17 protein-coding genes are annotated in these 23,303 nt (G+C 46.8%); all 17 read left to right on the top strand.

Going from position 1 to position 23,303, the window contains the following annotated elements; genetic code table 11:
* Positions 1-66: 66 nt before the first annotated feature.
* The 17 genes from ACXHJ2_RS01965 (at position 67) to cyoD (ending at position 23,191) form a co-directional block, all read left to right on the top strand.
* On the top strand, positions 67-1,857 hold the full coding sequence (locus tag ACXHJ2_RS01965) for a cache domain-containing sensor histidine kinase (protein WP_165082569.1): 1,791 nt from the start codon (positions 67-69) through the stop codon (positions 1,855-1,857).
* Positions 1,850-3,499, top strand: coding sequence for a response regulator transcription factor (locus tag ACXHJ2_RS01970; protein WP_165082567.1), 1,650 nt, complete (start codon positions 1,850-1,852; stop codon positions 3,497-3,499). The genes ACXHJ2_RS01965 and ACXHJ2_RS01970 overlap by 8 nt, the downstream gene beginning before the upstream one ends.
* Positions 3,500-3,900: 401 nt before the next feature.
* Positions 3,901-5,307: a cytochrome ubiquinol oxidase subunit I gene (locus ACXHJ2_RS01975; RefSeq protein ID WP_025674770.1), complete on the top strand. Its 1,407-nt coding sequence runs from the start codon at positions 3,901-3,903 to the stop codon at positions 5,305-5,307.
* A complete protein-coding gene (gene cydB / locus ACXHJ2_RS01980; protein WP_025674771.1) occupies positions 5,294-6,307 on the top strand; it encodes a cytochrome d ubiquinol oxidase subunit II in 1,014 nt (337 codons plus the stop codon). Before ACXHJ2_RS01975 ends, cydB begins: the two co-directional genes overlap by 14 nt.
* Positions 6,307-8,061: a thiol reductant ABC exporter subunit CydD gene (cydD, locus tag ACXHJ2_RS01985; RefSeq protein ID WP_165082565.1), complete on the top strand. Its 1,755-nt coding sequence runs from the start codon at positions 6,307-6,309 to the stop codon at positions 8,059-8,061. Before cydB ends, cydD begins: the two co-directional genes overlap by 1 nt.
* Positions 8,042-9,841 carry a thiol reductant ABC exporter subunit CydC gene (gene cydC / locus ACXHJ2_RS01990; RefSeq protein ID WP_165082563.1) on the top strand — a complete coding sequence of 600 codons (1,800 nt, stop codon included), beginning with the start codon at positions 8,042-8,044 and terminating at the stop codon, positions 9,839-9,841. The genes cydD and cydC overlap by 20 nt, the downstream gene beginning before the upstream one ends.
* Before the next feature lie 144 nt (positions 9,842-9,985).
* Positions 9,986-10,402 carry a cupredoxin domain-containing protein gene (locus tag ACXHJ2_RS01995; protein WP_013373114.1) on the top strand — a complete coding sequence of 139 codons (417 nt, stop codon included), beginning with the start codon at positions 9,986-9,988 and terminating at the stop codon, positions 10,400-10,402.
* Between the two features lie 444 nt (positions 10,403-10,846).
* Entirely contained in the window at positions 10,847-11,860 is a 1,014-nt protein-coding gene (locus ACXHJ2_RS02000) for an ABC transporter permease (RefSeq protein WP_165082561.1), read from the top strand.
* A gap of 15 nt (positions 11,861-11,875) precedes the next feature.
* On the top strand, positions 11,876-12,778 hold the full coding sequence (locus tag ACXHJ2_RS02005; protein ID WP_165082559.1) for a carbohydrate ABC transporter permease: 903 nt from the start codon (positions 11,876-11,878) through the stop codon (positions 12,776-12,778).
* Positions 12,779-12,840: 62 nt separating this feature from the next.
* Positions 12,841-14,535, top strand: coding sequence for an ABC transporter substrate-binding protein (locus ACXHJ2_RS02010; protein ID WP_058711491.1), 1,695 nt, complete (start codon positions 12,841-12,843; stop codon positions 14,533-14,535).
* Between the two features lie 104 nt (positions 14,536-14,639).
* Complete coding sequence (locus tag ACXHJ2_RS02015) at positions 14,640-17,111, top strand: glycoside hydrolase family 95 protein (protein ID WP_165082557.1); 2,472 nt, start codon at positions 14,640-14,642, stop codon at positions 17,109-17,111.
* Positions 17,108-18,454 (top strand): GH1 family beta-glucosidase, encoded by a 1,347-nt coding sequence (locus tag ACXHJ2_RS02020; RefSeq protein WP_165082555.1) that lies wholly within the window; start codon positions 17,108-17,110, stop codon positions 18,452-18,454. Before ACXHJ2_RS02015 ends, ACXHJ2_RS02020 begins: the two co-directional genes overlap by 4 nt.
* A 220-nt stretch (positions 18,455-18,674) precedes the next feature.
* Positions 18,675-18,923, top strand: a complete 249-nt coding sequence (locus tag ACXHJ2_RS02025; protein ID WP_013373107.1) for a hypothetical protein — start codon at positions 18,675-18,677, stop codon at positions 18,921-18,923.
* A 353-nt stretch (positions 18,924-19,276) separates the two neighbouring features.
* Positions 19,277-20,245, top strand: a complete 969-nt coding sequence (cyoA, locus tag ACXHJ2_RS02030) for a ubiquinol oxidase subunit II (protein ID WP_013373106.1) — start codon at positions 19,277-19,279, stop codon at positions 20,243-20,245.
* Between the two features lie 25 nt (positions 20,246-20,270).
* The gene (locus tag ACXHJ2_RS02035; protein WP_013373105.1) at positions 20,271-22,247 is read left to right on the top strand and encodes a cbb3-type cytochrome c oxidase subunit I; all 1,977 of its coding nucleotides are present in this window, start codon (positions 20,271-20,273) and stop codon (positions 22,245-22,247) included.
* Positions 22,247-22,855 carry a cytochrome o ubiquinol oxidase subunit III gene (gene cyoC / locus ACXHJ2_RS02040; RefSeq protein WP_013373104.1) on the top strand — a complete coding sequence of 203 codons (609 nt, stop codon included), beginning with the start codon at positions 22,247-22,249 and terminating at the stop codon, positions 22,853-22,855. Before ACXHJ2_RS02035 ends, cyoC begins: the two co-directional genes overlap by 1 nt.
* Complete coding sequence (gene cyoD / locus ACXHJ2_RS02045; RefSeq protein WP_013373103.1) at positions 22,856-23,191, top strand: cytochrome o ubiquinol oxidase subunit IV; 336 nt, start codon at positions 22,856-22,858, stop codon at positions 23,189-23,191.
* The last annotated feature ends 112 nt before the right edge of the window (positions 23,192-23,303 follow it).

Below are 23,303 nucleotides of genomic sequence, written 5' to 3' on the forward strand. Positions count from 1 at the left end.
TGGATATAAATGTTGTGAAGCTTTAAACTGAAAACATGTAAGCGCTTATTTCGTGGGAGGGATGGCATGTATCGTGGAGTACGGCATCTGATGAATAATATGCGTATGCGGAATAAGCTGCTCTTCTCCTACGTACTGATTGTCATGATCCCAGTGCTGGTGGTGGGCGGCTGCGTTACTTTTTATTTGCGAGAGCAGGCACTGGACAGTGCGATTGCCCAGACGGTAAATAATGTGGAAAAGATTAAGAGCCAGACAGCAAATTTACTACGTGTGCCAACAGATATTTCAAATGGGCTGATGTTCGATAAAAGACTAAAGGAGATGGCGAACCGTCGTTATCCCGGCATGGTGGAGCTCATGAATGCGTACCATCAATACAAGGATTTTAATGAGTACACCCAGCAATATAGAGAGGTTGCTACTATCCGGTTCTATTCGTACAATCTGACGTTGGTCAACAATCTGGAGTTTATTCCTGTGGACTCTAACATTGAGCGTCAGCCATGGTTCCAGGAGGCTTTGAAGGGGACGGCGATTAACTGGTTTTACATTCAGGATAAGGAGGATACCCCAGTTAATCGCCTCAGCCTGGTACGGCAAATTCCTTTTCCCGAATACAATTCCAAGGGAGTTCTGATGATTGCACTGAGTCAGACCGAGTTGAATCATATGCTAAGCAAGGAGCCCTTTGAAACATTGATTGCGGATCGTAACGGGATTGTGGTCGCAGCTACCCATCCACAGTCGGTAGGTCAGACGTTGACCGATTTACATTTAGGCTTTGATGTCCAGCGTGCAGGTAAGGGGATATATGAAGCAAAAATCAACGGAACGCCCTCGAACATTATTGTGGATGAGCTGCTGCCAACCTCAAGTGTGAGCGGATTGACAATTATTTCGGTGTTTTCAACGGAACATATTGTGCAGGGGGCGAACCGGGTCAGCCTGATTGGTGCATTATGTGTACTAGCGGTACTCATCATGGCGCTGATTCTGATTACCATCATTTCCTGGCTTATTACCAAACGGCTCCAGCGGTTGAGCTATGAGCTGGGTCAGGTAGCGGCGGGTGATTTTCATGTAGTATCCAGTGTGGAGGGAAGGGACGAGATCGGTGATTTATCCCGCCGTTTCAACTACATGGTAAGTAGTATCCGCCAGCTTATGGCACAGGTCTATGAGACGAGTGAGCATAACAACAAGCTTGAATTGGCACAAAAGGATATCAAGCTAAAAATGATGGCAAGCCAAATTAATCCGCATTTTCTGTTTAACGCGTTAGAATCCATTCGAATGAAAGCACATTTGAATGGGGAAGCGGAGATTGCAACGACGGTCCGTTTGCTTGGCAGGCTGATGCGCAGGAATCTGGAGATTGGCAGTGGTAAAACAACCGTATTACAGGAACTGGATATGGTGCGATCCTATTTGCAAATTCAGCAGTTCAGGTTTGGGAATCGTTTGGTCTATGAAGTGAATTTGGAAGAAAGCACGAAGGACATGTCGATTCCTCCCTTAATCATACAACCGCTAGTGGAAAATGCAGTTATTCATGGCCTAGAAAATAAGGAAGAGCCAGTTACCGTGAAGGTAGATATCACAATAGAACAAAGAGAACTGCACATTAAAGTGGCTGATGATGGAATTGGCATGAAGGAAGAACAACTGACCCGTCTGTTGGCTCGGATCACGGGTACGGAGGAGCCGGAAGGGAGCAGTATTGGTCTGCGTAATGTTCATCAACGTCTGACATTGATGTATGGTGAACGTTATGGTCTGCATATTGAAAGCGCATTACAGGTAGGAACAACCGTATACTTTTCCATACCAAGGGAGGAAGCGTCGAATGTATAAAGCGATGATTGTAGATGATGAGCCTGCGATTCGTGAAGGACTGTCTTCCATTATTGACTGGGGGGATTGTGGCTTTCGCATCGTCGATACGGCAGAGAACGGACGCGAGGCTCTGGAAAAGTTCGGAGAGCATCGACCGGAACTGGTCATTGTAGATATTCGTATGCCTGGGATGAGTGGATTGGAGGTTATACAAAGCATACGCCAAATGAATGGGGAGCCGTTTCACTTTCTCATTTTAAGCGGATATGCAGACTTTAATTATGCTAGGCAAGCCATGGGATTCGGGGTGGATGGTTATCTGTTGAAGCCGGTTGATGAGGAAGAAATGACGTTAGAGCTGAAACGAGTACGACAAAGCATTGAGAATGAAAAGGGAGATGGAAAGTGGGGGAGTCCATCTTCGCATGAGCGCGATTGGATTGAAGCACTGTTGTTTCCGGTTCATTCAGAGCACCCTCGGGATGCTGTAGAACCCAGCCATCGTGCATCCAAGCAAGCTGATCACCAAAGCGACGCTGGAAAGCATGGACAACAGCCAGCGTTACCAGCATTGGACTGGAGTAGCTATCAGGTGATTCTGCTGGATTTGCGTATACCTGACTGGGATCGGCAAGCCCGGCAGTTGGCAGCAAAGCAGCGGCTAGCGGAATTGTGTCGTGATCAGGATAGAGGCATTGTGTTTGAGGCTGGAATATATACGGGCCTATTGCTTCCCGCCATGTTAAAAACGGAGCAAGATGCTGTTCAGTTGCTGGCTACATGGCGACAGGAACTAAAGCCTTGGGTAAATGAAATCTATGGGGCTGCTGGCGCTCCGGTAGACATTCTTAGCGATATCCCCAGATCTTTTGAACAAGCGTTACGATTATTGGAGCGTACGTTTTTGTTCCGGGCAGAAAGAGTCATGCTTCCCGGAGACCTACGTGAATGGGAGACAGTCCATGCTGAAATGGATGAAGCGTCTGATAGAGCCTCGGATGACCCCATGCGTTATGCAGAAAAGCTGTACTATGCGCTGGATATGGCTAATGGTAAAGCGGCGACCCGTGTCATTAAGGACATGGAAGTCCAATTTCCACAGATTTATCGTACAGAATCTGCAATCAAGGCGGCATTCGCTCAGACATTCACACTGGCACTGAACAAGTATGCAGCTGGACAAGAACACAGCCGGACCGTGCTGGAGGAGCACTCTAACCTGATTACCAATGTATATGCTTATTCAACATTGGGCGAGCTGGTGGATCACTCGCTCGAGCATGTGTTGCAGTGGATTGGCCAGACTGATACGGGTGGCAAGGAGATCATCATGAAGCAAATGATTGACTTTATACATGGTCATTATGATGAAAATTTGCGACTGGAGTTACTGGCGGATATGTTCAATTACAATAGTGGGTATTTGGGCAAACTGTTCAAAAGTCATACAGGCGAGGCCTTTAATGCCTACCTGGATAAGGTAAGGATTGAGCGAGCAAGGGAATTGCTTGCACAGGGGATTAAGGTGCACCAAGTGGCGGGCCGCGTGGGATATGCGAATGCAGATTATTTTCATAGTAAATTTAAAAAATATGTCGGTATGTCACCTTCCTCCTATCGTAATCAGACCCAAAAAAACGGAGGAACAGATGGCTTTTGATCGATTTCCTAGGTTTAACGTTATGAAGTCTCTCTTGCAGATGTCGGAGGTATGTCCTTCGAATGAAGAGAGGCTTTTTTTATATGTTGAAAAAGGACGGATCAATAGAAAATGTCACATTCATTATGGATTTTAGGGCATTTTCATAAAAACGCCATCGTTATGACACAACTTTGACACGATGTTCACATTTTTGATTCTATTTCATTTAAATTTATTCTATATAATGGGGATAATCTGAAGCCCGGTTATGGCAACCATGGCAAGTTAGCTGAGTGGGTCATTTCCTAAGAAAGTGACGGTTTCATATGTAAGAGTGTGAATATAATCACAAATACAAAAGACTTCAGATCACAAACATTAAATCATTGTTAAGGGAAGTACAGGGGAGGAGCAGCATCATGGACGTATTGGATTTGGCACGGTTGCAGTTTGCAACCACTACGATTCTTCATTTTGTTTATGTGCCGATCTCCATTGGATTGTCATTGTTGGTGGCAATTATGGAGACTATGTATGTTATCAAGAAAAAGGATTTGTACAAAAAAATGGCTCAATTCTGGGGGACATTTCTGCTGATTAACTTTGCGCTAGGGGTAGTCACCGGGATTTTGCAGGAGTTCCAGTTCGGAATGAATTGGTCGGACTTTTCCCGTTTTGTCGGTGATGTATTTGGTACGCCGCTAGCCATTGAAGCATTGCTTGCATTTTTCCTGGAATCGACCTTTATCGGTCTATGGGTGTTCGGCTGGGAAAGATTATCCAAAACTGTCCATTTAATTTGCATGTGGCTAGTAGCGATCGGTACGATGCTCTCGGCTTTGTGGATTTTGGCTGCCAATTCATTCATGCAACGTCCCGTAGGATATGGGGTTGTAAATGGCCGGGCAGAAATGCAGGATTTTGCTGCCTTGTTAACGAACGAGCAGCTTTTGTGGGAGTATCCTCACACCATTTTTGCTGCCATTGCAACCGGCGCTTTTCTCGTAGCAGGTATTAGTGCTTGGAAGCTAATGCATAAAAAGAATATGGACTTTTTTAAACCTTCTTTTAAATTGAGCATTATTGTTGCATTAATCTGTGCCATTGCTATTCCTTTGTTTGGTCATGGACAGGCTCAATATTTGATCAAAACACAGCCCATGAAGATGGCAGCCAGTGAAGCTCTGTGGGGAGACAGCGGCGATCCGGCGCCTTGGACGGTTATTGCAAATATTGATCCTGATAAGCAGGAAAATACCTTTGAGATTAAGGTTCCGTTTGCACTGAGCTTTCTGTCGTATAGCAAGTTTTCTGGCTCTGTGCCTGGTATGAAGGAACTTCAAGCACAGTATGAAAAGACCTACGGTCCAGGCGATTATATTCCGCCTGTCCGTACGACCTTCTGGAGCTTCCGCATTATGATTGCGGCAGGATGTGCCATGATTGCACTTGCTCTGTACGGAGCTTACCTGAGTTTTCGACAAAAATTGGAGGGCTCACATCGTTGGTTCTTCCGCCTTATGCTGTGGGGGATATCGCTCCCATTCATTGGGAATACAGCAGGCTGGATCATGACAGAAATGGGACGTCAGCCGTGGACTGTGTTTGGCTTGCTTCAAACGAAAGATTCTGTTTCACCTACCGTTGTAGCAGGAGAAGTGCTGTTCTCCCTGATTGCATTTACGACGCTGTATCTCATTTTAACGGGTGTGCTGGCATTCCTGTTTGCTCGCACCGCTCGTAAAGGCCCAGATATTGAGCCGCATCAGCATACAGTCATTCATGATCCATTTGCTCAAGGAGGTGACAGCATTGTCGTTAAATGATTTATGGTTCTTATTGATCGCAGTGTTGTTTACAGGCTTCTTTTTTCTAGAGGGCTTTGATTTTGGCGTGGGGATGGCAACAGGATTAGTGCCGCGTAATGACCAACAAAAACGTTTGATGATCAATACGATTGGTCCATTCTGGGATGCCAACGAAGTGTGGCTGATTACAGCAGCAGGTGCGATGTTTGCCGCCTTTCCGCATTTTTATGCAACGATGTTCAGCGGATATTATCTGGTATTTGTGTTTATTTTGCTAGGTTTGATCTTGCGAGGAGTCTCCTTTGAGTTCCGTGGCAAGGCCGAAGGAAAAGGGTGGACAGGAACGTGGGATACTTGCATTCTGATTGGCAGCTTCCTGCCGCCGATGTTGTTTGGTATGGCCTTTGCGGCTTTGGTGAAAGGTGTACCTATTCAGCAAAACATGGATTTGAAAGCCGGATTTTTGGATGTGTTCAATGGATACACCGTATGGATTGGACTGACAGTGGTCGGAATGTGCCTCATGCACGGGCTGACGTTCATTTCTCTGCGGACGATTGGTGAAGTCAGAGATCGTGCTCGTGTGATCGCGTCCAAATTTCTTCCGGTATTGGGAATTCTACTTGCTGGTATGGTGGTATGGACTTATTTTGCAACGGATTTATTTGCACGTCGTGGTCCCTTTATGTATGTTGCGGTTGCGGTGGGAATTCTCGCCTATGTGCTGACATGGTATTTCCTGAGGCAGCGCCGCGAAGGGTGGGCTTTCGGGATGACAGGTGTCATCATTTTGCTAAGCTTCGTTTCGTTATTCGTTGGCTTGTTCCCAAGATTTATGGTGAGCTCGATCAATAGTGCTTTTGATTTGACGATATATAATGCAAGCTCCAGTCATTACACACTGAAAGCCATGACGATTGTTGCAGCAACGCTTTTACCCTTTGTGTTGGCTTATCAGGCGTGGAGCTATTTTGTTTTCCATAAGCGTCTCAGTGAGAAGGATCATCTGGAATACTAATGGATAAAGCCTGGTTTGAATTAAAGGGCATTCGGCCAGTAATGCTGCTGCTGGCCGCCCTTTCCCTGCTCCAGGGAGCAGCGGTAATTGCACAAGCCATCTTTTTGGCAAAGGCTGTAACGGTTTTGTTTAATAAAAATCCGCTGGTAATGGCTTGGCCATCGCTGGCGTTGTTTTTCGCGGCTTTTGCAGTGAGGCATACGATGATCTGGCTGCAACGCCGGACAGCCGGTCGTTTCGCCGAAGCAGCAGGCGCTTCCTTACGGGAGCGTCTGCTTGCGCGTTTGTTCGAGCGAGGTCCGGGTTTTGCCGCGCAGGAAGGAAGCGGCAAGTTGGTGACGCTAGCGCTGGATGGTGTGGATCGGTTTCGCAATTATTTGGAAATATCCATTCCTCGTATGATAGACATGATGGCTGTAACCTTACTAGTGCTTGTGTATGTTTTCACATTAGATATGATTTCAGGTGTGATTTTGACGACTACGATGCCGATTCTGGTGGGCTTCTTTATTTTACTCGGCTTGGCGGCGCGAAAACAGGCAGACAAGCAGTGGCGTTCCTATCGTCTATTATCACATCATTTCACGGATTCGTTGCGTGGCCTACAGACACTAAGGTTTTTGGGACGCAGTCGGGCGCATGGGGAAACCGTAGGGAAGGTCAGCGACCAATACCGTACGGCAACGTTGCGTACGCTGCGGGTAGCGTTTCTTTCTTCATTTGCCCTCGATTTTTTCAGTATGCTGTCGGTCGCTTTTGTAGCAGTAGGCTTGGGGCTGCGTCTGATTAGTGGTTCGGTGGGACTGGAGGCAGCGCTTGCGGTGCTTATTCTGGCACCGGAATATTTTATGCCTATACGCCAGTTGGGATCAGACTATCACGCCTCATTGGACGGTAAGGAGGCTTGGGGAGCGATACGCTCCATTCTCGTTGCAGAGGATGAAACGATAGAGCCGAAGACAGCTAATGATAAAGGATTAGACATCACGGGGCAGAACATCCTCAAGCTGTCCGATGTGTGTTTTCTTAATGAAGACGGCTCCGCCCGGCTTGAACATGTGTCTGCAAGTGTTGAACCGCACATGAACATGATTGGCATCGTCGGAGCGAGCGGTGCAGGCAAAACGACATTGCTTAGTCTGCTTGGCGGCTTTTCTGACCCCACTTCAGGTGAGCTGATCCTTAATGGATGCCGATTATCTGTGGATACCAAAGCTGAATGGCAACGGCATATTGCCTATATTCCACAGCATCCTTACCTGTTTAGCGCTACTTTGGCAGATAATATTCGCTTTTATGAACCGGAAGCATCCAACCAGCAGGTAGAGTGGGCGATTGACGCGGTTGGACTGCGTGAACTGGTGAATGGCCTTCCGGGTGGATTGAATGAGCCTATTGGGGAAGCAGGTCGGACATTGAGTGGAGGGCAGGCGCAACGGGTTGCCTTGGCGCGGGCTTTGCTTAGTAACCGTCCGATCATTTTATTGGATGAGCCTACGGCACATTTGGATATTGAGACAGAATGGGAGTTAAAACAGACCATTTTGTCCGTATTGAAACACAAAAGAATGTTTCTCGCCACCCATCGGCTGCATTGGATGCCGGATATGGATTGTGTCTGGATGATGAATCAAGGTCGTCTGGAAGAGGTAGGTTCCCATCAGCAACTAGTTGCCCAAAAGGGAGAATATTACCGATTGCTGACGGGAATGTCGGAAGGAGGGGACGGACGATATGAGAGCAACGGACAATAGTAGCCAAGGCTGGTTTTTGCCTTATCTGAAACACTATTTTTGGGCCTTTCTGGCAGCAGCTCTTTTGGGAGCGCTGTCCATTGGGTGTGCAGGCGCGCTGCTCTTTACGTCCGGCCATCTGATTACTCGTTCGGCCTTAAAGCCTGAGAATATATTAATGGTGTATGTGCCCATTGTGCTTGTGCGAACGTTTGGTTTTAGTAAAGCCGTCATTCAGTATCTGGAACGCTTGGTAGGCCATGATGCTGCGCTGCGCCTTGTGTCTCGTATGCGGGTACGCTTGTATCGGGCAGTGGAACCGCAGGCGCTGATGATTCGCAGCAAATTTCGTACAGGGGACCTATTGGGATTGCTGGCGGAGGATATTGAGCAGCTTCAAAATATCTATCTGAAGCTGGTTCTGCCTGCGTTATCGGCTTTGCTGATTTATGCAGCAGGCATCTTGGCGCTTGGCTGGATGGACGGAACATTTGCCTTGCTGATGGCGCTATATGGGGGATTTTTGCTGTTCATCGCCCCGGCTATCTCACTTGGGACCTCACTCGCCAAACGGCTTACGTTCAAGCAGGAACGGAGTAAAGCCTATCAGGAACTGACGGATGCTTTGTTCGGCATGAGTGATCTGGTGCTGAGTGGACGGACTGGGCATTTCCTTAACACCTTTACACAACGTCACAAGAGGGCTGCCATGGTGGAAAATTCACTTCGTCGGAACGAGTGGCGTTCTCATTGGATCGCACAATGCCTTGTAGGCGGCGGAATTGTAATTATGACTGTGTGGGCCGGAGGACTGGTAGCACAGAATCGCATTGAAGCCACATGGCTGGCATCCTTTGCCTTAGTAACTTTTCCGTTGCTGGATGCCTTCGTTCGCGCTGGAGAAGCGGTGGTTCATGCGCCGGAGTATCAGGATTCACTTCGACGGCTAAAGGATTCCGAGAAAGGTACATCTGCACTTGCAGCACGATCAGATGCAGGACAACCAGCAGCAGACGATGCAGCAGATACTAAAGAAGAACAGGCTACCGCTCAGCGATTAAGCCACGGGGGAGACCTACTGCTGAACAACGTAAGCTTCCGCTATGCGGCAACGCAGGAATGGAGTGTGCGTAATATCTCCCTACACGTACCCCAGGGGGGGAAGGTTGCATTGCTTGGCCGCAGTGGTGCGGGCAAGTCTACGCTGCTGAATCTGATTCAGGGAGCATTGCAACCTGATGAAGGGAGCGTCACTGTCGCAGGCGTCCCCGTATTTACAGGTGGAGCATACTCCAGTCTGTTTGCGGTGCTAAACCAGCAACCGTATTTGTTTGATACGACGGTAGCGAACAATATTCGTTTAGGGCGACCTGACGCCACGCTCGATGAGGTTCGTGCAGTAACGGAGCAGGTAGGGCTTGGAATTCTGATCGATTCTTTACCGGAGGGTTACGATACTAGAATGCAGGAGACGGGTCTTCGCTTTTCTGGTGGAGAAAGACAGCGCATTGCACTGGCGCGGATTTTGCTGCAAAACCATCCGATTGTTTTGCTGGATGAGCCGACAGTGGGGCTTGATCCACTGACGGAGCATGAACTTATGCAGACGATGTTTCGCGTACTGAAAGGCAAAACATTGATCTGGATCACTCATCATCTCACGGGGATGAAGCATATGGACGAGGTGATCTTTATGGAACAAGGCACCATCTCCATGCGAGGCAGTCATGATGAGCTTTGGCGCGATCATGCCCGGTACCGTAATCTGTATAAGCTGGATCATCCAGGTCTGGAAAATTAGTGATGATCACCGTGTCGGATAATATGATTCATCTGCTAGAAGCTTTGAAACAAGGTATTTAAAATTTCGATTAACTTTTATATACTGGTTAGAGTTGATGCGTCACATGTCATGTAGACATTCAACTGGAGGGGGCTGATAGAAATGAAAACACTCATCTCTAAACATTGGCATTTGATGCTGATTGGTTTTGTAGCCCTGATCATGGGCGGGTTTGTCTTGTTTTATTTTCAGGGGAGCGTGTCGTCGTTTCCGGCCGTTCAACCTAAACAAGCTCAGGAGGAGCCAGATGAAGCCAAATACGAGATTGTGACAGTGGGTGTAAAAGGGGATGGTTTCTATCCTAAAAATATTGAAGTGAAAGCCGGCGTTCCAACCAAGATCAATTTCAAGAAAATGACGTCTTTTACTTGCATTGATGAAGTACAGTCGTTGAAGATCGGAATGGACGTTTACCTGGATCACGAAAATAATTATTTTACCGTCCAGGACTTGAAACCGGGCATATATGAGTATAATTGTGGCATGTACATGTACTACGGGACGATCACAGTAAAATAAATCAAAAAAAGCTTTCTGGCACATTGATGCCAGAAAGCTTTTTTTCTTTTAACTAGGTGAATTGGGACAGTATGTGTATATATATCATCATCCAGCTGTGGTGCAATATGCCCTATCCTTTACCTCTGATCAGCTTACATTAGCTGATCTTTTGTTTTTTCTTCTCTCAGGGAATTTACATGAGAACGGAGCAGGCGGAATGGTGCTGTACAAGCGATAGCGGTCGCCTTTGTCCTCGGATTTCAACCTTTGTCTGCTTATCCAAGAAATCCGGGGACAACAGCGATGGGAAGCACCATCCGCATGCGTAGTGGCTTCAATGTAAATCTTAATCCACTCCCCATATATCTAATTTTGAACTGATTTTTCTCCTAATTCGTCGGGTACCCGCTTCTGAGCCAGCAAAGTATGATAATAGTATCTAGAGATGAGGAGGAGCTTGTTATGGGATCTTCAACTGAAACCGCTTCCAGAGCTGATACTGCGATTCCTGAATCCAATCGGGGAAGACCGCGTAAGGCTCGCGGATCGAAGCCCGAACGCGGTGAAAAAGGCCTGTGGAACAGCGTGAAACAGCAAAAGTATCTTTACTTTATGTCCATTCCTTTCGTCATATGGGTGTTTGTTTTCAGTTATTTTCCACTATGGGGCTGGACAATGGCGTTTCAAAATTATAAACCAGCCAAATCGTTTTGGGATCAAAAGTGGGTAGGGTTGAATAACTTTATTGAGCTTTTTCAGGATGAACGTTTTTATCTGGTATTACGCAATACGCTGGCGATGAGCCTGATGGGTATTGTTTTTGGTTTTGTTGTACCGATCTTTTTTGCAATTCTGCTAAATGAGTTGCGTGGTATGCTGTTCAAGCGAGTTGTGCAGACAGTATCCTACCTCCCGCATTTTGTATCATGGGTAGTTGTGGCCGGATTGGTGACGAAAATGCTGTCCATTGACGGAGGAATTGTTAACGATATATTGGTAGCGCTTCATATTGTGGATGAACCGATTCAGTTCATGGCCAAGGGGAGTTGGTTTTGGTACATTGTAACCGCTTCCGACATATGGAAAGAGACGGGTTGGAATACGATTATTTATTTAGCCGCCATCACAGGAATTGACCAGGAACAGTATGAAGCTTCGCGTGTGGATGGGGCCAGCCGCTGGAGACAGATGTGGCATATTACACTGCCGGGTATCCGCTCGACTATCGCCATTCTGTTTATTATGGCGATCGGGCATCTGGTCAGCAATGGTTTTGAAAAGCAGTTCTTACTTGGCAACAGTCTCGTAACGGATTATTCGGAAGTGCTGGATTTGTATGCACTGAATTACGGGATTAATTTGGGCCGCTTCTCTTACGGGACGGCAATAGGCATTTTCAACTCAATGGTTAGCATTCTATTGTTGTTTACAGCGAACGGTATATTCAAAAAACTGACCAAAGAAAGCATCATGTAGGGAGGGAGAAGCGAAATGACGAATAAGGCATTTAACGCTACACGGTCAGAAAAGCTGTTTGACTTGTTCAACTATATCCTCATGGCTCTGATCGTGGTGTTGACGCTGTACCCGTTTCTGAACGTACTGGCAATTTCCCTGAACAATTCGACGGATACGGTGCGTGGCGGTATTTATATATGGCCGCGCCAGTTTACACTCGAAAATTACAAAACGATTTTCCAATACGATGGCCTGCTTCGGGGTCTGCAGGTATCCATTTTACGTACAGTGGTTGGAACGCTGCTGGGACTCATCTGTGCTTCTATGCTTGCATTTACGCTGAGTCGGGTCGATTTCCGCGCGCGCAAGTTCATATCCACATTTCTGGCGTTAACGATGTATTTTTCCGGCGGGATGGTGCCTGTGTTTATTTTGATGCGTGATTTGCATTTGCTGGGTTCGTTCTGGGTGTATATTTTTCCGGGGCTGATCAGCGCGTTTAATGTTTTTGTCATTCGTTCCTTTATGGATGGTTTGCCGTATGCGCTACAAGAGTCTGCCAAGCTGGATGGAGCCAATGACTTTACAATATATTGGAGGATTATTTTACCGCTGTGCAAGCCTGTGCTAGCGACAATTGCCCTTTTTTTAGCGGTAAATCAATGGAACGCATGGTTTGATACGTACTTGTACAACGGAACCGCCGCACAATGGACAACGCTGCAATTTGAGCTGATGAAGATACTGCAAAGTACGCAGCAAGGCGGCGCCAATATGGCGAATAGCAACGATATGGCTAAGCAAATGGCTCAAATTTCGCCAGAGTCGATTAAAATGGCAATCACGATTACCGTCACGCTTCCTATTTTGCTCGTATACCCATTCCTACAAAAGTATTTTGTAGGCGGTATGACACTGGGAGCTGTTAAATCATAACAATCAAATCGTTACAGTCCATTCACAACGGTAAAATCCTACAAATGCAGGAGGTCTTGAACATGAAAAAACACTGGTCCAGATTTGCACTGATTCCCTTGCTCGCCGTATCTCTTGCTGCACTCGCAGGTTGCGGTGGAAGCGATAAAGCAGCGAAGGAAGGCTCATCCAGCGGCACAGATCCGATTACGTTTAGCTTCTTCGGAGCAGATACAAGCCCGCAATGGAATGGAATGAAAGATGAAATAGGCAAGGAAATCACCAAGAAAACAGGTGTAACTTTGAATGCGGAATTTGATGTCAGCGGCGGAGGTGGAGATGACCGAATTGCTTTGATGGCAGCAAGTGGTGAATACCCAGACCTGGTCTCTCCTAAAGCAAATATTAACAAGCTTGTGGATGCCGGGGCCATGATTGATCTGACTGATCTGATTAACGATCACGCGCCTAACCTCAAAAAGCTCTACGGTCCCTATATGGATCGGCTGAAATACAGCAATAAAGATCAAGCTATCTATGTTATTCCTACGTATGCAGGTGTTGGACAGGAGAGTTTTGATGCGACGGGAGGATTTGAAATTCAGCATAAGGTGCTTAAGGAGCTGGGATATCCCAAGGTAAGAACCTTACAGGATTTTGAAAACGTACTCAAAACCTATACAGCCAAGCATCCGACGATCAATGGCAAAAAAACGATCCCTCTCACGCTGGATGCGGACGACTGGAGAATTATGATTACCGTAACGAACCCTGCCTTCCAGACGACTGGAGCGCCGGATGATGGTGAATATTTTATTGATCCCAAAACATTTGAAGCCAAGCTTCATTACAAACGTCCGGAAGAAAAGGAATATTTCCGTTGGTTGAACCACATGTACAATGAAGGGCTGCTCGATAAAGATTCGTTTGTACAAAAAAGTGACCAATACAAATCCAAAATTGCCAGCGGCCGTGTCCTGGGTCTGATCGACCAAGAGTGGGGTTATCAGGATGCCGAAAATGCATTAAAAGCGTCAGGTAAGTCTGATGCCAGCTATGCACATTTTCCAGTTACACTTTCGGAGGAATATAAGGATCGTTCCTTTCAGGATACAGGATTTGCGTCCGGTTATGGTGTAGGGATTACGGAAAGTTGCAAGGACCCGGTGCGGGCTATTAAATTTCTGGATTATTTAGCATCCGATGAGGGACAGGTGCTAGTGAACTGGGGAATCGAAGGCAAGCACTATGAAATCAAAGATGGCAAACGCGTCATTCCTGCCGATGTATTGGATCAAAAAACGAACAATACAACCAGCTTCAATAAATCCACTGGAATAGACTTATACACATTAATGAGCGGACACTATGGTGACGGAGTGAAGGACTCTACGGGTAACTACTACACTGCCAAATTCCCGGAACAAATTATCGCGGCTTATTCGAAGCCGGAGAAAGAATCACTTAAAGCGTATGGCGTAAAAACGTGGAAGGAACTGTTTCCAGGAAAAGAAGAATTTGATGTGAAGCCTTGGGGCGCGGCCTATAACATAACGACAGACAATGAATCCAACTATAACGTTACATTCAAAAAAACGACAGACATTATCCGCAAACGGATACCGGAAGCGATATTAGCACCAGCTTCCAATTTTGATACGATATACGACAACATGATTAAAGAACTGGATGCCGCCGGAGCTGTCCAAATGGAACAGCAATATACGCAACTGGTGAAGGACAGAGTGGAGTTATGGAGTGGGAAAGCGTCCAAATAGTAAGTCCATTTATCCAAACTTTGAAATCTCGGAGTGACAGAGCGCATACGCTAGGGCCAATTTGTAGCAGCGCTTTGTCTGCCCCTGATGAGGGAGGGTTTGTCGTGACGAAAAGCGAAAGACCACAGTCCCTGCGGTTATGGTATCGCCAGCCTGCTGAGGTATGGGAGGAAGCATTGCCAGTCGGCAATGGACGGCTGGGAGCTATGGTATTTGGCGGAATCAGGGAGGAGCATTTGCAATTAAACGAGGATACGCTCTGGTCCGGATTCCCCAGGGATGGCGTTCAGTATGATGCATTGCGATATTTAAAACCTGCCAGAAAGCTGATTGCAGATGGAAAATACAAAGAAGCCGAACAACTGATTACTTCAAACATGCTGGGCCGCGATACAGAAGCCTACCAGCCTTTGGGAGATTTGTGGATTACGCAGGAGAACCTAGGGGAGATTGCGCATTATGAACGGGAACTGGATATGCAGACCGGAACGGCAACGGTCACTTTTCAGAGTGATGGAGTCCGCTATACTCGTGAAGTTATCGCCAGTGCACCCGATGGAGTCATTATGGTGTCACTGACTGCGAGTAAGGTCGGAAAAATCCATGCATCTGTGCGCATCACTACCCCCCATCCTTGTGAGGATGAAGTTGGAGAGGATGCACTTGAGAAATCCTCCAAATGGGCTAGCGATGACGATCCATCCGAGGAACCGACCAGGGACTTTATTACGTTGACTGGACGAGCGCCCAGTCATGTGGAATCTAATTATCACGGCGATCATCCACAGTCTGTCGTTTACGAAAATGATTTGGGGATGGCTTTTGCAGTTCAGGCGAGGGTTATTCCCGAGGGAGGAACCTTAACGACGGGAGATGACGGAGCATTGATCATCTCGGGCGCGGATAAAATCACGGTGTATTTGGCAGCAGCTACCGGATTTCGGGGATTCCAGGCTATGCCGAATAGTGATGCAACGGAGTCAGTAGAAGCATGCAAAGTCACTCTAGACGGAGCGATTTCGCTGGGAAGTGAGCAGATGCGGCAACGCCATGAGCAGGATCACCGGAAGCTGTTTGACCGTGTTGCATTAGAACTGGGAAGTGACACGCTAACCGACGAGTCCGTTCTCCCGACCGACCTGCGATTAGAACACTATCAGAAAGGTCAGGCAGACCTGGGGCTGGAAGTGCTGTTATTTCAGTATGGACGCTATTTGCTTATGGGCAGTTCACGTCCGGGCAGTCAGCCCGCCAACCTTCAGGGCATCTGGAATGACCGGGTACAGCCGCCGTGGAATAGTAACTATACAACCAATATTAATACACAGATGAATTATTGGCCCGCAGAGGTGTGCAATCTTGCCGAGTGCCATGAGCCATTGCTGCACATGATTGGAGAAGTCGGTCGTACGGGACGCAGGGTCGCTTCCATCAATTATGGGACTCAAGGTTGGACAGCTCACCACAATATTGATGTGTGGCGAAACGCCGGACCGTCAGGTGGCCATGCCAGTTGGGCATTTTGGCCGCTTGGGGGTGTATGGCTATCCGCTCACCTATGGGAGCGTTATCTGTTCACCTTGGATACAACCTATTTGGCAGAACAGGCTTATCCGCTTATGAAGGGGGCGGCGGCCTTTTGCCTAGACTGGCTCGTGGAGGGCCCGGATGGTCGGCTTGTAACGTCCCCCTCCACTTCGCCTGAAAATAAATTCATCACGCCCGAAGGCGAGGATTGCAGTATATCCATGGGCTCTACGATGGACATGACGCTGATTCGGGAGCTATTGAGCAACTGTATTCAGGCCGCGGATCTGTTGGAGTTAGACGATGAGTTCCGTAGACGCTGCGAAGAGACACGGGAACGATTAATACCCTATCAAATCGGCCGTCACGGTCAGTTACAGGAGTGGATGGTCGATTTTGAGGAAGCGGAGCCTGGGCATCGACATGTTTCGCATCTTTACGGGCTTTACCCCGGCCGACAGATCCATATCCGTGATACTCCAGAGCTGGCTGAGGCGGCCCGCATATCGCTACACCGCCGGCTCGATCATGGTGGCGGGCATACCGGGTGGAGCTGTGCCTGGTTGATTAACCTGTACGCCCGGCTGGAAGATGGCGACACTGCGCATCGGTATGTTCGCACGTTGCTGTCGCGGTCGACCTACCCTAATTTATTCGACGCTCACCCGCCTTTTCAGATCGACGGTAACTTTGGTGCGACGGCAGGCATAGCAGAAATGCTGCTGCAAAGCCGCCCGGGCGAGCTGACGCTATTGCCTGCCCTGCCATCGGCATGGCCTGAAGGACGGGTCAGCGGCTTGAAAGGGCGTGGCGGAATTACGGTCAGCATGGAATGGTCCGGTTCGCGGCTCGTCCGTGCGGAGCTTACCGCATCGGTCCAGACGGGAAGCTGTACGATTCGCAGTGCACATCCGTTTAGCGTTGATGATCGTCGGGCTCAGCCTGATCCCAAGCACGGAGGATTTATTTTGTCATGGACTTTTACCAAAAAGCAGGAAACAACGAATGAATATACGGTTATAATTAAGGGAGAGGAAGAGACACAATGACTATTTTTCAATTTCCGCAGGACTTTATGTGGGGTACCGCAACGGCCGCCTACCAAATCGAGGGGGCTTACCAGGAGGATGGGAGAGGGTTGTCGATCTGGGATACCTTTGCCCATACGCCTGGCAAAGTGTTCAACGGTGATAACGGCAATGTAGCTTGTGACAGCTATCATCGTTACGAAGAAGATATCCGTCTCATGAAGGAGCTGGGCATTCGTACATATCGTTTCTCGGTGTCCTGGCCACGTATATTCCCTAATGGTGATGGTGAAGTCAATCAAGAGGGATTGGACTATTATCATCGTGTAGTTGATTTGTTGAATGACAACGGAATTGAACCGTTTTGTACACTGTATCACTGGGATCTGCCTCAGGCGCTACAAGATGCCGGAGGATGGGGAAACCGTCGCACAATTCAGGCATTTGTCCAGTTTGCGGAAACGATGTTCCGTGAGTTTCACGGTAAGATACACCATTGGCTCACGTTCAATGAACCTTGGTGCATCGCCTTTTTATCCAATATGTTAGGAGTTCATGCTCCGGGTCTGACGAATCTCCAGACAGCGATTGATGTAGGACATCATCTGCTGGTCGCGCATGGCCTATCTGTACGCCGATTCCGCGAGCTAGGCACCAGTGGCCAGATCGGTATCGCTCCCAATGTCTCCTGGGCTGTTCCTTACAGCACCTCTGAGGAAGATAAAGCGGCTTGTGCGCGCACGATTTCTCTGCATAGTGACTGGTTTCTCCAGCCTATTTATCAAGGCTCGTATCCTCAGTTTTTGGTAGACTGGTTTGCGGAGCAGGGAGCCACCGTACCTATACAAGATGGAGATATGGACATTATCGGTGAACCTATAGATATGATCGGTATCAATTATTATAGTATGTCGGTTAATCGCTTTAATCCGGAAGCAGGCTTTCTTCAATCTGAAGAAATCAATATGGGACTACCTGTCACAGATATTGGCTGGCCGGTGGAGTCACGTGGGCTGTATGAGGTACTACATTATTTGCAAAAATACGGTAACATCGATATTTACATCACAGAGAACGGGGCTTGTATCAATGATGAAGTCGTAAACGGAAAGGTGCAGGATGACCGTCGAATTTCCTACATGCAGCAGCATTTGGTGCAGGTACACCGGGCGATTCATGACGGCCTCCATGTTAAAGGGTATATGGCCTGGTCACTTATGGACAATTTTGAGTGGGCAGAGGGATATAATATGAGATTTGGCATGATTCATGTCGATTTTCGCACACAAGTCCGTACCCCCAAGGAAAGTTACTATTGGTATCGAAATGTAGTAAGTAATAACTGGTTGGAGACTAGACGTTAAATCAAGAGAAATGATCTGAATATAAAGCAAATTTAGGTCTGCCTCCGCTCCCGTTTGTTTAAATAGGAGGTCCTCTGGGGTAATAATAGCCAAGATGAATTACAGATGGTTCTAGTATGTAGAGACCGGCAGGAATAATAAAATAAAAAATGTGCATACTGAAAAAAATACCTGGCGAGGGCACTTTTTAAACTATTTTAAACTAGAGGGAGTGGAGGGTATGGCTTCGAATTTTAGAAAATCAGGATCAAGTGATAACCAAATGAGCCGCACGGTATCTGTTATTTCTTTGATCGCTTGCATTGTAGGTATTATTCTTATTTTGCTTGATATAGGGAATTTAACCGATCGTAATATCTATTTAATGACAGGCATTGGCGCCTTTGCTGCCGGAATTTTCATTTTTCTAATCGGGAAATCATTTGTCATTGCCCGTAAGAAGGAAGACCAAGAGAACGGGCATCGTTAATACAATTGAAAAAATGATGTAAAACTGATAATGAAAACAACAGCGCGGGGCTTCGAGCAGTGTAGCATGATAACTGTAAGGAGTCCCGATTTTTGCTTTAGTATAGCTTTTTTAAGATACTTCAAGATGCATAATTAACGTTTTTATATGTCATTTTTGAATTAAAAAGAAATTTTGAATTTGCAAGAGAAATTTTATTTTTAGAGAGGTTTTTCACAAAAATCGGACAAATAATCGACAATTCTGTTAACAATAAAAAAAGTGGCCGCTTTTCTGCTATCTTATATAAGGGCAAGATTACAGGAGTTCGTTAAGTTTTGAGTAATTTACTATTTTAAGGAGAGGGGAACAACATGAACAAAAAACCAAAAGCGATTATTGCGTTGGTTTTGACCGTGCTCACGGTAGCATTGCTCATCTGGACGTGTTTTTATGCTGGCGGAAAATACGTTGTTTTCGATCCGAAAGGACCAATTGGGCAAGCACAAAAAGAGCTGATCATTCTTACAACTGCATTGTCTGCGCTTATAATTGTACCGGTTATGATTTTGACCTTCTTCATCGTTTGGCGGTATCGCGATACCCCAACAAACAAGGTGAAGTATCAACCTCACTGGGATGACAGCAAAAAGCTGGAAACCACATGGTGGGCTATTCCAATTATCGTTATCTGTATTATTGCGGTTATCACTGCGAGATATACCTACTTGCTGGAGCCTTCCAAGCCGTTGGCAAGTGAGCAAAAGCCAGTAACGATTCAAGTAACTTCACTGGACTGGAAATGGCTCTTCATGTACCCAGAGGAAGGTATAGCTACAGTGAACCAAGTTCACATTCCTAAAGGTGTTCCAGTCCGTTTTGAACTGACTGCTGACGCCCCGATGAACTCGTTCTGGATTCCGCAATTGGGCGGTCAAATCTACACCATGTCAGGCATGGCCATGAAACTGCATTTGCAGGCCGATCACGAAGGAACTTACTTTGGCTCGGGTGCAAACTTTAGCGGTGAGCATTTTGGACAAATGCGTTTTGATGTAGAAGTCCAGTCGGATGAAGAGTATAAAAACTGGGTCGCTGACATCAAGAAGCAGTCGAAGCCGCTGACGAAAGACGGCTATTTGGCGCTTGCAAAACCAGGTTTGTCCCAGCCTGATGAATATTCTTCGATTCCAGACGGCTTGTTCAAAGAGATTGTTAACAAGTATGTAGTGGAAGGCGCTCCTAACCCCCATGCTGGACATGGCGGAGCTACATCCACAGAAGATTCATCCAAATCCGGCACAGAAGATCATGCTGGAATGGACATGAGCGGACACAATTAAATGATTATAGGGAAGGAGGCCCCCAATGCTTGACAAAATAAAAGAGTTTGCATCCACTTTCTTCGTTACTGGAGACCCGATGATCTATGGAGCGGACGTTTCCATCGCATTAGCAACGATCGGGATCGTGTTTGTGCTCACTTATTTCAAAAAATGGGGCTGGCTTTGGAAAAACTGGTTGACTACGGTTGACCATAAAAAAGTCGGTATTATGTATATTCTTGCGGCCATCTTGATGTTATTCCGCGGAGGCGTGGATGCATTATTGATGCGTATTCAACTTGCTACACCGGATGTGACACTCCTACATCCTGAGCATTACAACCAGATTTTCACAACTCACGGCACAATCATGATCTTGTTTATGGCAATGCCGTTGATGTTTGGTTTGTTTAACATCGCCGTACCCCTTCAAATTGGTGCGCGCGACGTTGCGTTTCCTTTCCTGAACGCATTGAGCTTCTGGCTTTTCTTTATGGGTGCGATGTTGTTCAACTTGTCCTTCGTTATCGGCGGTTCGCCAGATGCAGGCTGGTTGAGTTATCCACCGCTCTCAGAACTGCAATTTAGTCCTGGCGTCGGTCAGAACTTCTATATCTGGGGTATTCAGATTTCTGGTATAGGTTCATTGGCTACAGGGATCAACTTTATTGTTACCATTATTAAAATGCGCGCACCTGGTATGACTTGGATGAAAATGCCTGTCTTTACGTGGTCCGTATTTTCATCATGTGTTATTATCATTTTCGCGTTCCCGATTCTGACGGTTACTTTAGCATTGCTATTCCTTGACCGCTTCGGAGGAGGGCACTTCTTTACCCTTGATTTCGGCGGTAACCCGATGATGTATATCAACTTGATCTGGATGTGGGGTCACCCTGAGGTATACATCGTAGTATTGCCAGCCTTCGGTATTTATTCCGAGGTTATCAGCGTATTCTCCAAAAAGAAATTGTTTGGTTACAAATCCATGGTTTACGCGATGTTCATTATTGCGATCCTGTCCTTCTTCACGTGGGCGCATCACTTCTTCACGATGGGATCTGGCGCAGATGTTAATGCATTCTTTGCGATCTCGACGATGGTTATCGCAATACCGACAGGGGTTAAAGTATTTAACTGGCTGTTCACGATGTACCGGGGTAAACTCGAATTTAAAACTCCGATGATGTGGTCTATTGCATTTATTCCGAACTTCCTGATTGCAGGTTTGACGGGCGTCATGTTGTCTGTAGCGCCTGCGGACTTCCAGTTCCATAACAGTTACTTCCTGATCGCTCACTTTCACTCCGCTCTGATTGGTGGGGTAGTGTTCGGTTACTTGGCAGGTCTGTACTACTGGTGGCCTAAGATGTTCGGTTTCACATTGCCTGAAACGCCTGGTAAATGGGCTTTCTGGTTCTGGAATATCGGTTTCTATGTATGTTTCATTCCGCAATATTCCCTCGGTCTGATGGGGATGACACGTCGTCTGAGCACTTACGGCTGGGATACTGGCTGGCAGCCGCTTAACATGGTGTCAACCGTTGGGGCATTCCTGATGGGGATTGGTTTCTTGTTCCAGGTTCTTCAAATTCTTCTGGGTATCAAAAATTACCGCAAGCTGAAGGATACAACGGGCGACCCTTGGGGCGGTCACACGTTGGAGTGGTCCATTCCTTCACCTGCACCGGAATACAATTTTGCTACCATTCCGCAAGTAGAAGAACGCGATGACTGGTGGGCAGAAAAAGATAAACGTGCAAAAGGTATTTTCAGAAAGCAACCGCCAATTGAAGCGATTCATATGCCGAAAAACTCGGCGATTCCATTCATTATGTCGGTATTCTTTTTCATTGCAGGTTTCGGGTTCGTATTTGGATGGTCGTTCTTCTATATTCCAGGGCTGATCGGCGTGGCAATTTGTATGATTTGCCGTTCGTTCTTCTCCTATGATGGCGACTACTATATCCCTGCGGATGAAGTAAAACGCACGGAAGCGGCAATAAGGGGGTCTGTATAATGGCACAAGCTGCAGCACATCACAGCCATGATCATGACCACGGGCATCACGATCCGCAAGAATTGAAGATGCTTGGTTTTTGGATCTTCCTCGTAACGGACGTAATCCTGTTCAGTACCTTGTTCGCAACCTTCGTTGTCCTTCGGAACAACACAGCCGGAGGACCAGGTGGCGCAGAGCTGTTTAACATGACGGGCGTTATTATTGAAACGTTCCTCTTGCTCACAAGCAGCTTCACAAGTGGTCTGGCTGTGTTGGCTATGAACAAAGGAAGCATGAAGGGATTAATCAGCTGGTTAATCGTGACAGCGATCCTGGGTCTTGGTTTTATCGGTTTTGAAGTTTACGAGTTTGTTGAGATGGTACATGAAGGTGCCAATTTTGGAACCAGTGCGTTCTTGTCGGCATTCTTCACATTGGTCGGAACACACGGACTTCACGTTTCGTTAGGTCTGGTTTGGATGATTGGACTTATGTTCCAGTTGAAAAAACGCGGACTTACTCCAGAGACGAAGGGCAAAGTTTCGGCATTGAGCTTGTACTGGCACTTTTTGGACGCTGTCTGGATCTTCTTGCTGACAGTTGTCTATTTGATGGGGGTGATGTAGATGGCACAGCATCAATCAGGAGCGGGTTCGCATGGTCATGATGATTCTCACGGTTCAGTGAAATCCTATGTTATCGGGTTTATTCTGTCCATCGTACTGACCATCATCCCTCTCTTCGTGGTTATGAATCATATGTTGAGCCGCACTTCGACCATGGTTGTTATTTTAGCCGCGGCAGTGCTGCAATTTCTGGTTCAGCTTTTCTTCTTCATGCACATCCGTGAAAGCAATGGACCACGTTGGAATGTTATGACTTTGATCTTTGGTGTTGTGATCCTGTTGACTGTCGTTGGCGGTTCTGTATGGATTATGGAATACAACATGGTAGCACACTAATAAGTCACACTAATAAGAGGAAGCGGCTCTATGCCGCTTCCTCTTTTTTGTAAAGGACCTGCTGGAATTTAACTGTGGCTTATTGAACACAAGTTTATATATATGTAAAATG

The sequence above is a fragment of the Paenibacillus sp. ALE3 genome, from assembly GCF_054113405.1.

Coding starts and splice junctions, on each gene's coding strand:
- ACXHJ2_RS01965 (WP_165082569.1), top strand. CDS start 67: ATGTATCGTGGAGTACGGCATCTGATGAATAATATGCGTATGCGGAAT.
- ACXHJ2_RS01970 (WP_165082567.1), top strand. CDS start 1,850: ATGTATAAAGCGATGATTGTAGATGATGAGCCTGCGATTCGTGAAGGA.
- ACXHJ2_RS01975 (WP_025674770.1), top strand. CDS start 3,901: ATGGACGTATTGGATTTGGCACGGTTGCAGTTTGCAACCACTACGATT.
- cydD (WP_165082565.1), top strand. CDS start 6,307: ATGGATAAAGCCTGGTTTGAATTAAAGGGCATTCGGCCAGTAATGCTG.
- cydC (WP_165082563.1), top strand. CDS start 8,042: ATGAGAGCAACGGACAATAGTAGCCAAGGCTGGTTTTTGCCTTATCTG.
- ACXHJ2_RS01995 (WP_013373114.1), top strand. CDS start 9,986: ATGAAAACACTCATCTCTAAACATTGGCATTTGATGCTGATTGGTTTT.
- ACXHJ2_RS02000 (WP_165082561.1), top strand. CDS start 10,847: ATGGGATCTTCAACTGAAACCGCTTCCAGAGCTGATACTGCGATTCCT.
- ACXHJ2_RS02005 (WP_165082559.1), top strand. CDS start 11,876: ATGACGAATAAGGCATTTAACGCTACACGGTCAGAAAAGCTGTTTGAC.
- ACXHJ2_RS02010 (WP_058711491.1), top strand. CDS start 12,841: ATGAAAAAACACTGGTCCAGATTTGCACTGATTCCCTTGCTCGCCGTA.
- ACXHJ2_RS02020 (WP_165082555.1), top strand. CDS start 17,108: ATGACTATTTTTCAATTTCCGCAGGACTTTATGTGGGGTACCGCAACG.
- ACXHJ2_RS02025 (WP_013373107.1), top strand. CDS start 18,675: ATGGCTTCGAATTTTAGAAAATCAGGATCAAGTGATAACCAAATGAGC.
- cyoA (WP_013373106.1), top strand. CDS start 19,277: ATGAACAAAAAACCAAAAGCGATTATTGCGTTGGTTTTGACCGTGCTC.
- ACXHJ2_RS02035 (WP_013373105.1), top strand. CDS start 20,271: ATGCTTGACAAAATAAAAGAGTTTGCATCCACTTTCTTCGTTACTGGA.
- cyoC (WP_013373104.1), top strand. CDS start 22,247: ATGGCACAAGCTGCAGCACATCACAGCCATGATCATGACCACGGGCAT.
- cyoD (WP_013373103.1), top strand. CDS start 22,856: ATGGCACAGCATCAATCAGGAGCGGGTTCGCATGGTCATGATGATTCT.